Annotated in this window: 15 protein-coding genes; 1 reads left to right on the forward strand and 14 read right to left on the reverse strand. The window is 42.7% G+C overall.

All coding sequences use genetic code 11. The annotated features are described in order from the left end of the window. The first annotated feature begins 347 nt into the window (after nt 1-347). A complete protein-coding gene (guaA, locus tag JMX18_RS09990) occupies nt 348-1979 on the forward strand; it encodes a glutamine-hydrolyzing GMP synthase (protein ID WP_201587422.1) in 1632 nt (543 codons plus the stop codon). A 61-nt stretch (nt 1980-2040) separates the two neighbouring features. Here the strand turns inward: guaA and JMX18_RS09995 are convergent, their stop codons facing one another. The 14 genes from JMX18_RS09995 to JMX18_RS10060 form a co-directional block, all read right to left on the reverse strand. Then, nucleotides 2041-2847: a hypothetical protein gene (locus JMX18_RS09995; protein ID WP_201587423.1), complete on the reverse strand. Its 807-nt coding sequence runs from the start codon at nt 2845-2847 to the stop codon at nt 2041-2043. A gap of 8 nt (nt 2848-2855) precedes the next feature. Beyond that, entirely contained in the window at nt 2856-3386 is a 531-nt protein-coding gene (locus JMX18_RS10000) for a hypothetical protein (RefSeq protein WP_201587424.1), read from the reverse strand. After that, the gene (locus tag JMX18_RS10005) at nt 3383-4174 is read right to left on the reverse strand and encodes a TIGR04255 family protein (protein WP_201587425.1); all 792 of its coding nucleotides are present in this window, start codon (nt 4172-4174) and stop codon (nt 3383-3385) included. Before JMX18_RS10005 ends, JMX18_RS10000 begins: the two co-directional genes overlap by 4 nt. A gap of 171 nt (nt 4175-4345) precedes the next feature. Further along, nucleotides 4346-4468, reverse strand: coding sequence for a hypothetical protein (locus JMX18_RS10010; RefSeq protein ID WP_265088826.1), 123 nt, complete (start codon nt 4466-4468; stop codon nt 4346-4348). Between the two features lie 31 nt (nt 4469-4499). Further along, the gene (locus JMX18_RS10015) at nt 4500-5447 is read right to left on the reverse strand and encodes a DUF5996 family protein (protein ID WP_201587426.1); all 948 of its coding nucleotides are present in this window, start codon (nt 5445-5447) and stop codon (nt 4500-4502) included. Nucleotides 5448-5581: 134 nt separating this feature from the next. Then, entirely contained in the window at nt 5582-6601 is a 1020-nt protein-coding gene (locus JMX18_RS10020; protein WP_201587428.1) for an oxidoreductase, read from the reverse strand. Nucleotides 6602-6654: 53 nt separating this feature from the next. Beyond that, nucleotides 6655-7635, reverse strand: coding sequence for a zinc-binding dehydrogenase (locus tag JMX18_RS10025; RefSeq protein ID WP_201587430.1), 981 nt, complete (start codon nt 7633-7635; stop codon nt 6655-6657). Nucleotides 7636-7991: 356 nt separating this feature from the next. After that, entirely contained in the window at nt 7992-8525 is a 534-nt protein-coding gene (locus JMX18_RS10030; protein ID WP_201587431.1) for a DUF2058 domain-containing protein, read from the reverse strand. A 42-nt stretch (nt 8526-8567) separates the two neighbouring features. Next, nucleotides 8568-9545, reverse strand: a complete 978-nt coding sequence (locus JMX18_RS10035) for a zinc-binding dehydrogenase (RefSeq protein ID WP_201587432.1) — start codon at nt 9543-9545, stop codon at nt 8568-8570. A gap of 195 nt (nt 9546-9740) precedes the next feature. Then, a complete protein-coding gene (locus JMX18_RS10040; RefSeq protein WP_201587435.1) occupies nt 9741-10682 on the reverse strand; it encodes an NADP-dependent oxidoreductase in 942 nt (313 codons plus the stop codon). A 168-nt stretch (nt 10683-10850) separates the two neighbouring features. Beyond that, nucleotides 10851-11444 carry a GDYXXLXY domain-containing protein gene (locus JMX18_RS10045; RefSeq protein ID WP_201587438.1) on the reverse strand — a complete coding sequence of 198 codons (594 nt, stop codon included), beginning with the start codon at nt 11442-11444 and terminating at the stop codon, nt 10851-10853. Next, nucleotides 11441-12589: a DUF4401 domain-containing protein gene (locus JMX18_RS10050; protein ID WP_201587441.1), complete on the reverse strand. Its 1149-nt coding sequence runs from the start codon at nt 12587-12589 to the stop codon at nt 11441-11443. Before JMX18_RS10050 ends, JMX18_RS10045 begins: the two co-directional genes overlap by 4 nt. Continuing rightward, the gene (locus tag JMX18_RS10055) at nt 12582-13628 is read right to left on the reverse strand and encodes a DUF2157 domain-containing protein (protein WP_201587444.1); all 1047 of its coding nucleotides are present in this window, start codon (nt 13626-13628) and stop codon (nt 12582-12584) included. The genes JMX18_RS10050 and JMX18_RS10055 overlap by 8 nt, the downstream gene beginning before the upstream one ends. A 102-nt stretch (nt 13629-13730) precedes the next feature. Beyond that, complete coding sequence (locus tag JMX18_RS10060; RefSeq protein ID WP_227674628.1) at nt 13731-13982, reverse strand: DUF2798 domain-containing protein; 252 nt, start codon at nt 13980-13982, stop codon at nt 13731-13733. Nucleotides 13983-14090: the final 108 nt, after the last annotated feature.

The following is a 14090-nucleotide window of genomic DNA, read 5'->3' on the forward strand; positions in this document are numbered from 1 at the left end:
ATATATACCTCTCATTTATTTGCTTTGTTTTAAAAGACGTCTAATATCGCCGATAGATACTGTCTTTAAACGATATCGTTAAACCCTACTTTCAACATAGCTTATTAATTAATGAGTTAATGAGAGTAGCATAAACTTGGAAGTCATTTATGCTATATACCTTAAAGACGTTTCAGCGATGCTGTACAAAGCTTATTCTCTTAGCATTATCTATTTTTCGATGTCCCTCAACTATAGTAGCTGAATAATCATGAGTTTTATTTGTTTAATTGAGCATCTAATAACCAATCCTTTGCTTAAACTTGTTAAAATAGGCCACCAATTTATCTATCGATGGATATCTATTTATGAGCACTGCCACCACGCCAACCGCTACTAATTCTAAAATTCCGACTATTAAAGAAGATCGCATCCTCATTCTCGATTTCGGCTCGCAGTACAGCCAGCTGATCGCCCGCCGTGTACGTGATTCGGGGGTTTTTTGTGAGATGTTCCCTTATGATATTGACACTCAGCGCATTAAAGATTTTGGTGCTAAAGGGGTTATCTTATCGGGCGGCCCCGAAAGCGTGCATGCAGATGATAGTCCACGCATTAATGAGGCGGTGTTTGACTTGGGTGTGCCTGTACTTGGTATCTGCTACGGTATGCAAGCGATGGCGGATCGTTTTGGCGGCAAGGTACATGCCAGCGACGTACACGAGTTTGGTGCGGCAACAATCAATGTTAACGGGCATTCAAAGCTTACTGATGGCATAGAAGACAGCACTACGGAAAACAGCACTGCCAAACTAAATGTCTGGATGAGTCATGGCGATAAAGTCATCGAAGCGCCAAAAGGTTTTGAGGTGATTGCTAGCACGCCCAGCTGCCCGATTGCGATTATGGCTGATGATAATAAGCAGTATTATGGTCTGCAGTTTCATCCCGAAGTCACTCATACCTTGCAAGGTCAAGCGCTGCTCGGTCGTTTTGTGCATCAAATCTGCGACTGCGCAGGCGAGTGGACGCCAGATAATATCGTCGATATGCGGGTGGCCCAATTAAAAGAGCAAATCGGTGATAAGCAAGTGCTGCTTGGGCTGTCAGGCGGGGTTGATAGCTCAGTCGTCGCGGCATTACTGCATAAAGCGATTGGCGATCAGCTGACTTGTGTGTTTGTCGATAATGGGCTGTTGCGTTTGCATGAAGGCGATCAAGTCATGCAAGTATTTGCCGAAAACATGGGCGTAAAAGTCATCCGTGTTGATGCTGAAGATTTATTCTTAAATGCCCTAGCAGGCGAGTCTGATCCCGAAGCCAAACGTAAAATCATCGGCAAAACCTTTATTGATGTGTTTGCCGATAGTGCCCGTAAAGTCAGCGAGCAAAGTGACGGTAAAGAAGTTGAGTTCTTGGCACAAGGGACGATTTATCCCGATGTGATTGAATCAGCGAAGTCGCATCAAGGCAAAGCGCATGTGATCAAGAGCCATCATAACGTCGGCGGTCTGCCCGATGATTTAGCCTTTAAACTTATCGAGCCCTTACGAGATCTGTTTAAAGATGAAGTACGTAAGCTCGGTATTACTTTAGGTCTGCCTGAGAAAATGATCTATCGTCATCCGTTCCCAGGGCCGGGGTTAGGTGTGCGTATCTTAGGCGAAGTCAAAAAAGAATACGCCGATATCCTGCGTCAAGCCGATGCCATCTTTATGCAAGAGCTGGAGCGTTCAGGTTGGTACGATAAAACCGCGCAGGCCTTTGCGGTATTCCAGCCGATTAAATCGGTGGGCGTGGTCGGTGACGGTCGCCGCTATGCGTGGGTGATTGCGCTACGTGCTGTCGAAACTGTGGACTTTATGACCGCGCGCTTTGCCCATCTGCCTTATGATTTGATTGAGACGGTGAGTAATCGCATCATGAATGAGATAAAAGACGTGTCGAGAGTGACGTATGATGTGTCGAGTAAGCCACCGGCTACTATTGAGTGGGAGTAATCTCTACTTAATCTTTAGCTAAAATAAAAAAACACTCAAATTGTTGGGTGTTTTTTTTGGTTTAAATTTCTGTGTCAGGTGGTAACGGGTTATTTTCTTCGTATGAAAGATAGTCAAAATTAATACGTTGATACTGACGTAGGGTACCTACAGAAACTTGAAATTCAGTAGCTATTTTAGGAGTAGAGACGTTCATTCCAGCATCTGTCAATATATCAGCATAGCTATTAAGTGCATCAGTAGCGGGAGTAATAGACTGTTCGTCAGAAGCTATACCTAACAAATTCACTGAATAAGTCTCATCATCGTCAATATCCCGATTTGGGTAAATCTCAACATATATGCCAGCTAAATAATCATTAGCTCGCTTAGCAATCTTTTTTCTTTTATCTTTCTTATCAGAAATCGCTATAAGTTGATCAAATTTAGTAGGTAATGCAGGTCTTTTATAACGACCTGCTAACCAATCAATATACTGATTTAAGTTTTCTTCTAAAAATTTGATTGAAGTATCAGGCTTAAATTCTTCGAGAAGTGACTTCTTTATTTGAATTTTTTCATGGGCTCTTAGTTCTAAAATAATCTTCTCATCAGAGCTGTTTGAGTTTGCTTCTATATGCAGCACTCTAGGGTGACGGTTATGGCTATACTGTTTCTTAAACTCTTCAGCTGATAAAAGCCGAACAATAGAGAGCTCGATATATTCTTCTTGCGAGGATGCAACGTCGCATGATTGTGAGGCAACAATCAACAAGTCGTTAGCAGATATAGTGAACGTACTATCTATATCACCTATGAGCTTTGCCACTGATTCAGGTTTAACAAAACTGCCTTGTCGCCATCCTAATGCTTCGAGTATACGTTGCATTTATACCTCTAAATCAAACCTACTTCAGGCGTCAATGATTGATGAGCAAGACGTCGACCTGCAAAAATTATTTTTTCTCTATCAAGCTCTTTATTTGTCAACATTTGCATAACGCTAGTGGAACCTAGGACAGGGGTAAACAGCTTTTCTTTATCAGTTGGAAGCTTGTTATAATTCCAGTCTTCTGCGATAACACTTAATTCAAACACTCTTTGTCTATCTTTTTGCTTACTAATACCTTGCTTTTCCCAGTTATAGAGAGTCTTTCTTGAAACGCCAACAAGGTTCGCAAGCTTTTCATCACTCAAATCAAAATACTTTTTTATTGTCGAAAGTTGAGACTGGCGAGTGTTGTACTTAACATTAATACTTGATCCACTTGCTTGGCTCATTTTATCAATTATGTAACGAGTATTATCGTAACTGGTTGATTTTTTAGAAGCATAAGTTGGAGTAGTTATAAGGAAAGAAGCGCCTATAATAGCTGGAGTTATACTTTTATTTAACCAGCTGTTAGATTTATAATTGTTTTGTTTCATTTCCATGCCTCCTTGGCTTGTTCTGTTGTTACATTCCAAAACGCTTTTCGACTAATTTTATGCATGCTTGAGAGCTTACTAAGTATTAATCCTTTATCAAAATCTAGTGGCTCAGACTCTTCTTCTTGTGCATTCCATACATGGTCAATGTCCAATAGTAGTCTTTTAACAGGCTTATCAGAAATTTTTTCTATTGCAATAGGCAGGTTCTCTGCATCAGGCCAAACTAAAACTTTATCCTCACCATATATCGAACGGATAAAAATAGCCCCTTCTGTCGTTCTCCATAAGGTTTCATTAGTCTGTCTTAGTAAGCTTCCTGATAGTTTTAAATCATCGTTGTTGTATAGTCTAGGCTGAACAAAGTCTTCTATTGAGCCTTTGCCTTCAATGATAAAAATGGTATCGCTATAACGTAACCCAAGACCTAAACAAAGACTTGGGCTAATAATATCTATAATAGTTTGTAGTAGAAAATCGCAGTTCTCTTCGAACCCATTAAAGCGTTCATATTCACTGGTCATAAACAACAAACGATTCTGATTAATAGAAGCTGCTGTATGACTGTTTTTAGAGATAAAATCCCAGTTAGCTTGAGCCTCTAGGCTTATACCGTTAGGTGACACTGTAATTTCCTGGGTCTCAGTGTTTCTTAGAATTGGTAGCTTATTTCTTAAAGCATCTTGAATCTTAGGTATATATTCCTTTATATCGAGTATAGGAGAAAATCTAAACTCTGCTAATACAAAGACTAAAGGTTGATTCGATAGCTTTCTATATTTACACATAACGAACTCTCAGTAAGCTGATAAGTCTATTTAAAGTCATTATATAATACACACTATGTGTAATTAGTTGTGTAATTTTTGGAAAATAATCGGAAATTCAAAAAAAAGCAGCACCCCAAAAGAGCACTGCCATTATCTACAAAACTTGAATGCCTAAACCAAAACCAAAACCTAACCCCGCACATTGACCACATAACGCCCCGTCACCTTATTCGCCATAAAGCGATCTAAATACTCAGGCGTTTGCTCAAGGGTAATCTCTTCACAGTACTGCTCAAGATTAGGTAGTTTCATGTCGGTAGCGACACGCTTCCAAATCGCAAACTTAATGAATGGCGCGAGGAGTGTTAGGTTTGCCTAGAGCACATTCCAGCGCCTCCCGATCCCAATCACCGAGATTGGCAGCAGCCTCATAAGTTGATTGTAAAAACGCTATAAGCGTGGCATCTGGATCGTCGCTCGTTCTCACAGCATCATAAGGTAGCAAAAACTCTCCAAGGTCTTTATCAAACCTTGCCTCTACGGGTTCTACTTTTTGATCAGCAAAACCGTCTAGTCCTGGATAGGCGTAAGAATAGAACATCGCCTCATCCACACCGCTACCACCTGGCCAGAATCCTGCAGACGATACCTCATGGCTATAAGCCTCTTGCGCAACTTCATCTGGCAAATTCGGAATACCTGCCGGATGCAGAGGTGCAAGACGACCCGAAAACCGTGTGACAGCCAGATCGAACGAGCCCCAGAACAGATGCGATGGTGACACCTTTCCGATAAATCCAGAGCGAAAATGAGTAAATACTCGGTCAATCTGCAGTAAGGCAGTGTGGAAGTCGGCAACGGCATTAGATTTATAAGGTCGAGTCTTAGTATCTTGAGCAAAAGGCGTCGCATCTTCCAGCTCGTTCGGCTGTTCATGAATATTAAAAGTCCCACCTACAGCTTCGACAATCGTTTTGGTTTGGGCATAGAAGTCGGCAACGCTCATGTCTTTGAGAGCAAATGCCTCTGAGCGTCCATCATCAGATATAGCCTGCAATGTATGATCACAAAAGTCGAGTGTCAGAGTGACATAGCGATCACCATCTGGAACGGTTCCTGTCGATAAACCTCGCGGTGTGACATACAAGGTCGTATGCCAGGCATGATTAATCCACGGGGTATGCGATAATCGGTATTTACCAACGATTTGGCAGCATAGATGCAATAGTGTACAGGTCTCTTTCCAATCTTGATAAGGAATATCAGGCCAACTATCAGCTGTCTGTTTCATAAAGTGCTCCATCATTTAATATAGGACGTAACATTAAGCTTAATGTATACCGTAAAATGATCTTTAACTGGCTTTATTCCAAAGTAGGATTAAATTTAGCTGATTAATCCTTACCTATCTTCTAAACCAAAAACCTAACCCCGCACATTCACCACATAACGCCCCGTCACCTTATTCGCCATAAAGCGATCTAGGTACTCTGGCGTTTGCTCGAGGGTAATCTCTTCACAGTACTGCTCAAGATTTGGCAGTTTCATGTCGGTAGCGACACGCTCCCAAATAGCTTTTTTATCTGCTAATGGAATGAATACCGAATCGATACCCAGTAGCGACACCGCACGGGTGATAAAGGGCAATACCGTCATCGAAAACTCAGTTGAGGCTGCCAGACCACAGTTGGTCACTGCGCCGCCCGGCTGGGTTTGTTTAAGCAAATTAGCCAAGAAGTCGCCGCCCAAAGTGTCAATAGCATGTGCCCACTGCGGACGACCGACGGGTCTATCACCGACTTCATTGATAGTATCAGGGTTGCGCACTTCTTTAGCACCTAACGATTTTAGATGATCAGCTTGCTCGCTCTTGCCGGAGAAGGCGATAACCTCAAAGCCTAAGTGATCTAAAATAGCGATGCTCATACTACCCACCCCGCCCGATGCACCGGTCACAGCTACTGGGCCATCTTCAGGTTTTGCGCCCATTTTCTCAAGCTTTTGCACGCTTAAAGCTGCAGTTAGCCCGCCTGTACCATAAATCATCGCCTCTTTTAGGCTTAAAGCCTCAGGACGAGCTACTGCCCAGTCGGCTGGGATTGAGATCATTTGACCCAAACCACCATCGGTATCCATACCCAAATCATAGCCAAAGATCACCACTTCTTGGCCTGCTTTAAAAGTACCAGACTTATCACTTACCACTACGCCTGCAGCATCGATACCGGGGGTGTGTGGGAAATTTTTGCTAATCATTTTATTACCTGATGCCGACATCGCATCTTTGTAATTCAGCGAAGAGTAATGCACTTCAACCAGCAGATCGTTATCAGGTAAATCGCTGACACGGCGCTCCTGAATGCTTTTTTTAAACTCGCCCTCGCTAGTCTCTTCAACGACTAGCGCTTTAAAAGTTTTATCCTTATTATTTTCTGGACTGGACATTGTATTATTCCTTTTTTATTGCTGCTTTAATAAATTGGTTTTACATAAATAGTTTAAGGTTTAAGCAATATCTTACCTTTTTTGTCGGACTGTACATCGTCAGAGACCGCTTTTTGGATATCGTCTAAATTATAAACGTCGCCAGTAGGCAGTTTTAGAGTGCCATTAGCTGCATTTTTAATCAGCTCTTTGGTTAAGCGCTGCATATCATCGCCGCTGATCTGTTGCATCATATCGCTGGCCCAAAAGCCCTTTACTTTGGTCAGATTAAAAATCAGGTGACTGGGATTTAACATAAGCGGCTGACCTGACACCGCACCCAACGAGGCCATCGAGCCGTATTTACCCAATAGCGACACCAGCTCGCCACCAGATTTACCGCCTACCGCATCGACTGCGCCGCTGATTTCAGCGTCACCAACGATTTTCTTCACTTGCTCTTTCCAATCGTCATTATCGGTGACCACATTATTTTCAGTAATACCTAAATCGATCAGCTCTTGTTCCGACTCTTTACTGCGCACTAAATTAATGGTGTTAATATTACGAGTGGGAGCGAGCATTGCCATAGATTCACCAACCGCACCGTTGGCAGCGTTTTGAATGATCCATTGACCGGGTTCAATGTTTAAAAACTCCATCAGCAGCAGAGCACTCATGGGCATAGCGATCAATTGGGCCGCCATTTCATCATCGATAGTATCTGGTATTGGAATAAGTTTTGAAGCGGGTGCAATAAAATAATCCGCCCACGTGCCTTGTACGCCTGAGACTACGACACGCTGACCTTTTTCAAAACCTTCTACGTCTTTTCCAAGCGTATCAATCACACCTACCGCTTCAGAGCCGCCAGTAGCGGGCAAGTCAGGTTTATTGCCGTATTCACCTTTGATGGTCACCAGGTCGTGGTTATGAATAGAAGATAGAATGGTTTTGATACGGACTTCATGATCTTTAGGTTCTGGAGTCGCGCTGTCGCTGATGCTTAAGACTTCTGAGGGGGTGCCAAAAGTGTTATAAGTTGCAGTACGCATGAGAATTTCCTTTATTTATTTTTTAGGTGGATAGATAAAAGTGAGAGATTATGTCTGATGGTTAGGGTTATTCTGATAGTTATTGTTATTTTGCTATCATTATTATTGTTATTAAATGAATAAACTCATCAATCAATAGCCTTTCACCATAACAAGCCAACCTTAGCCACTGCAAGATTACTTTGGTTACCTAAAGTTGTTGCTTACTTAGAATTGTAAAGGGATTATGATTTACTTACACATGCTTAGCGGTTTTATCTTTGAGGTTAAGAGGGTTGTTTTGGGCCATAAAAAAGCAATGATAGCGTGCCTTTATGGAGGGCTATCACTGCTTAGTAAGCTAAACTAGAATTAGGCTACCACATCAAGTCATCAGGGATCACGTAAGCGGCGTAAGGATCGTCTTCTGCCAGCTCGGTCTCTGACTTGTTCTTCGATTCGACGATAAAACCTTCTTGCTTTTCATTAATACGATCCGCCAAAGGGTAAGGGAGTAGAGCATAACCGTCTTCTAAACGGGCAATAACCACATGACCGGCGACGATTTGATCGTAGAGCTTTTGGGTGATATAAATTTTCTTGATTTTGGAGTCATCAACAAACTGGTAGGTGATATCACCTGCGGTATCAGTAATCTGATGCTGCTTAATCATTTGAATGATATTGGCTTTTAAAGTCTTTTCTTCCAGCAGTCGCTGCTTTTCTTGATTAAGCTGTTGATCTTTTTCTACTCTTTTTGCTTGCGCTTCTGCCAAGGCTTTTTTGGCTTCTATATCTTCAGAGTCGCCAACACGCTTGGCATGCTTCGCTTGCTTGTTTATTTTTTTAGCTTTTTTACTGTCCACCAGTCCTGCTTTTAGCAGCTGCGCTTGTAGGGCGTTTTTGGCCATAATGAAATCACCTATATTGATAACATCTATATTAATATTAAACTAAGGCTTTAATAATACCTTGCCTCTCTTACCTGCTTGTAGTTTACCATCGACCGCTTCAACAATATCAGCCAAATCAAAAACCCCTTCCACAGGTAGTTTAAGCTTGCCGCTAGTGGCGCAGTCAACCAGCTCATCAATCAGACGCTGCTTATTCTCCACGCTCATCTCTTGGCTAAGCTTACTGCCCCAAAAGCCTTTCATCACCGCTTGCTTAAAGATCATGTGGGTGGGGTTGACCACCATCGGCTTGCCTGACATTGCGCCAAAGACTGCAAGCATGCCGCCATGGCCAAGCAGTGATAGCAGATCACCGCCATTCTCGCCGCCTACTGAATCAACGGCGGCGCTGATTTTATCCTCACCTAAGATCGCTTTAACCTGATCTTTCCAGTCCTCATCCGAGCTATCGACATTGTTTTTAATGCCCAAATCTTCTAGCTCTTTTAGAGCGTCCTGACTGCGTACTACATTGATGGTATTAACGCCACGCGCTGCTGCCAGCATAGCCAGCGACTTACCAACTGCGCCGTTAGCAGCGTTATGAATAATCCATTGACCGCTCTCGACTTCTAAGAATTCAAGCAGCATTAGAGCGCTGAGCGGCATAGCGATAAGCTGGGCTGCCAATTCATCATCTAAACTCTCTGGAATCGGAAAAATCATGTGAGCAGGAGCAGTAAAATACTCCGCCCATGTCGCCTGTACGCTAGCGGCTGCCACTCGTTGACCAACTTTTAGGTCTTTGACCTCACTACCGACCGCATCGACAACGCCGAACGCCTCACTACCGGCTATCGCTGGCAGTTCAGGCTTAAAGCCGTATTTGCCGCGAATGGTTAATAGGTCATGGTTATGAATAGAAGCGAGTACGGTTTTGACTCGGACTTCATCAGCCTGGGGTTCGGGGATAGGACGATCGCCTAAGCTTAACACTTCTGTGGGTCGACCAAAATGATCATAAGTGGCGCTGCGCATAATGTATTCCTTTATCTATTGTTCGAAATAACTTTGATTGTTATTGAATATCGGCATCTAAAGTAGCATTGTCGATGCATCATTGACAATGCTACTTTGGCTAAACAGTTTTGACTAAGCCCTGTTACACAATTCTTAAGCTAGGATTTTATAATCGTAGCTTTTTATAGTTCAAGACTAATAACCATGTTTTAACTACACTTTAACTATAGCTTTACCCACTGTCCGATTGGACTCAACTTGACGATGAGCGTCTGCTAAGTTTGCAAAAACAAAGGTTTTGGAAACGTGTGGTTTTAGCGTACCATTCTCTAACATTTTCTTTAGAGTCTGCATATCATCGCCGCTTGAGGTCACATTAAAAAATGAGACAGCGATATCATGTTGCTTGGCATAGTCTTTAGCTTTGTCAGAGAATTCAGGGGTAGGCAAAGAGATGATGGATTTGCCATCTTTAGTCACTCGCAATGATTTCTCCAGCACTTCGCCGCCAATGGCATCCAACACGAAGTCAAGATTGGAGACCATCTCCTCAAAGTCTTGGGTTTTATAGTCAATGTGTTCATCTGCGCCCAAGGACAGCACAAAGTCTCTATTATCAGCAGAGGAAGTGGAGATCACATAAGCGCCAAGCTCTTTGGCAATCTGTACAGCGAAATGACCAACCCCGCCCGAGCCTGCATGTATCAGTACTTTGTCGCCCGCTTTGATTCTAGGCTCTAGCACTTGTAGAGCAGTCAATGCGGCAAGCGTCGTCGCGCCCGCTTCTTCAAAAGAGATATTAGCAGGAATCTTGGCCAGCTGCGCCGCTGGGGCGGTTAAATACTCAGCGTAAGCATTACCATGGCCTGGGAAGTTAATCAGTCCGAATACTTTATCACCTTCTGCAAAGTCAGTGACCTCTTGACCAACCTTAGTAACCACGCCGGCAATATCCCAGCCTAAGATCAGCGGCCTGTCGGTACCATAAACTTGATCTAGCAGTTTGGGGAGCTCACGTATCTTGACGTCGACAGGGTTGATGCTAATGGCTTTGGTTTCAATGAGCACTTCATCGGCTTTGGGCGTAGGTTTATCAATCTCCGTTAAAATAAGATGATCAACGCCACCTGCTTTATGGAGTAAATAGGCTTGCATAAAGGTCTCCTTTATTCTTAATTATAAAATAACTAAGGATTACTTTACCAAGTCGCTTTGAGTGCTCGCAAGGCGACTTTAGTTACCTCATGTTGTTAATTGCTTTGGTTGTTAATTACTTTTGCTAAGGCAATGGTTAATATTGAACGCTTTTTCTTTTAAGGTTAATTATTTAGCTTCAATCATTATAAAATTACCATCAACCATAGCAGTCAATAACGGCTCACCTTTATCATTAACCCGAAACCGTCCATATTCTGCTGCTTCGAAAGCCTCGGCTTGTCCTTCTTGAAAGAAAAAAGCATTGGTGGCCAGCCTCATCGAGCCATTACGAATACGGTAATAGAGTGCCATTTGGTTAATGGCTAAGGTATCCGGTTTGTCATCGGCCAAAGCTACAAATTGTCCGATACTATTATCGTCTAAAACGATGATGATGTAACCTTCGCTATTGATGGGATAGCTGCCAGGATCTTTATTTAAAGCGGCAAACACCTCATCTTCTAGCGCATAGCGTAGCGCCATATAATCACCTTGTATAAATCCACGTGGATCCACCGGAGCAAGCGCTAATAATACTGTCTCACCGGTCGCTAAATGGGTTTCGTATTTTGCGACATTGACGGTCATTACTGCTATTACCAATAGTAATCCTAGTAAGGCAATGCTGATGTTGACCGTACGCTTTTGCCACCACCGTAAGGACTTATCGGATGGTTTTTGTACGTTTGGTCTATAATTTTTATTATTCATAGCACTCATAATAGGCGCTCCTGAATATCGCTAGTCGCTTTGTCAAAATAGGATTTAATCACTAACCAGCGTATCAATAGCAGGCAGCTACCAATGATCATCATAGAAGCGGATTTAACCAGCAACGAAGTATCGAGCTGATAGTAATACCAAAAGATGTAGCTGACCAAAGCAAAAATACCGAGACCTAGCAACACCCGCTGACTGTTGGCCGTTGCAATAATAATCACGAGGCTGGTGGCCAATAATCCCGAGACATACACTGACATAAATCCCAGTAGGGTTATGGCGCAGACGATGATAATACCGACCTGCGATAGTAATTTGACCGAGTAGCGTTGCATAATAATCGACATAGCAAAGAGGCTGGCGAGAGTGAGCAGTCCTTGGGCTAGATAGTAATTATAATCAAAATTTTGCTCATAGCCATCAAAGCTGCGCCCGTATTCGGCGGCTATGAAATAGACCGAAACGCCCAGCAACACAATGGCACTAGCATAAGCTACAGCCTTAGTAATATCGCTCGCCTGTGGCAACCAACGAGCAGGCAAGCGCTGCAATAACTGATAACGTCGCAAGTTGGCGACGATAGTGATCAGTGCTAGCAGTCCCAAACTAACCTCGGACAGCTGATAATAACTGAGCAAATAAACGACAGCGCTCAGCACTATTACGCCGTTTAATAGTCGATACATAAAGTTGGGTACGATGAGTAGCATATAGCTTTGAATCAGCAAAAACACCCAAACCCCTAAAGGCGGCTCAATCTCACTACTAAGCAAAGCAAACATGATATATAGCTGGCCGGTAACACTTATAGTAAAAGCTAAGCTGCTTAAAAATATCCTGCGCTGAGTATGGAGGTTGTAAAATAGCCAAAAGCCACTAGCGCTTAATAATAATCCAATGCTAAATAGTGCCGTAGCACTATCTAGAGCGCCTGTTTGCTCTAATACTAAGGTTAGAAACCCAACAAACAATAGGCTGGCAAGTAAGCCACTAAAGCCAAAAAATAAAGTGATAAACCAAGGGCTATCTTCATCGAAATTATTATCTATAGTGCTGGCATCTATAGTGCTGTTATCTATAAAACCTAGACGTTGAAGGGTAGCAAATGTGTGCTTACGATCATGATTAGTCGTTATATCATTCATAATCAGCACCTCGATGGCTAGGGCAATCAGCGCTTATCCGATCTGAATTTGCCACTTTACGCAACCAAACGACAGCTACCGAACTCATCGCCAACAATAATAAGGTAAGCGCTAAAAACCCACCTGCTTGCCAATCTTCTAGCAGCAGCCTACTGGCCCAAAACATCACCACCGTGATGATAGAAAAACATAAATAGGTCAGCATCAGCACATCAACTTGCTGTAAATAAAAGCACCAATATATAAATCCGCACCAACTCGCCCATAATGCAAGGGAGAGCAGGGTGGTTAATAAATAACCGTTGTCAAAGACAGTAACGATCGCTAAATGGGTAGCAAAATAAGTGCTTAGCAGGCCAACAATATAGGTGCTCCAGTGCAAGCTGGTTTTTGTATCAATGAGGGGTTTTTTATGAGGCTTCTCTAGGGTAATGAGCCATAAATTAAGCGCCGCAAAATTTGCTAAGGCGAGGATGGCTACCCGAAAGAGGTCTTGATAAGGATAGCTGATAAAGGAGAGGTCAGCGACAGCTAAGTACAGTAGCAAGCTGGCGTTAACAAGTCCCAGCCACAGTAGCCACAGTGCGGAAAAGCGGGCAATCAATACCCAAGGAATAATCAATAACGCCCAGCTAAAGAATAGCTGCCAAGTATCTGCACCAGTCTGATAGACTTGCCCGAATAGTGCCAGCAAGCTACCGGTAATCACACTGGAAATCAGTAGTAATAACTGTCTGATAAACTTAAAACGTCGCCGAAAAGACAGCGCTACATAGAGCGCAAGAGTCAAAACTAACGCCACTTCGACCAAGGCAAACTTACCCATTTTACCTAGATATTGCCAGTTATAAGCGACAAAGAAAACCAGGGACAATAACAGCGTTACCGTACCAATAATCAGCAGTAATCGGTCAAAAAATATCAGCCAAGTCTGCTTGGTAGGATAAACCTCTAGATGAGTCGCTGCCGCCTCTGCGTGCTCAAGGGGAAGGCTGCCTTGATCGAGTAATTGCTCGATAGTACGCCGTGCTTGGGTCATTTTGACCTCTACATAAAAACAGTCTGTAGCTTATCTTAGCGGTTTTTAGGTAGAGACGATACTAAAGTTTGTAGGACTAGGATTGCTCACATTGGTTGTTTATCAGTAAAATTCAATCCGGCTAAGGACATGCTCTTGTATCAGGTAGGCGCAAATAAAAGCACTGGGCCAAGCAAAGATAAATGCTAAGCCCCATGAGCTTAGTAAATCTACAAAAAAATGATCGCTGTATCCTGCTTTAACCAATATCAGAGCCGCCGAGATAATAAATGACATCAGTAGTGCCATCAAAAAGGTAAAAACCAGCCGGTAGTACTTACGCCGCAAGCGTATTCTAAGTTTAGGTAGAGCCATAATATGATTTAGTCCTGCAAAATTACTTTTATAGATGATTATCAGTTTTTATTAAGGGTTTTTGTTAAAATTATCTTAGCGTATAAAAACAAATTGGAAAATTAGTTA

Source organism: Psychrobacter jeotgali (assembly GCF_904846315.1).
Classification (GTDB): Bacteria; Pseudomonadota; Gammaproteobacteria; order Pseudomonadales; family Moraxellaceae; genus Psychrobacter; species Psychrobacter jeotgali.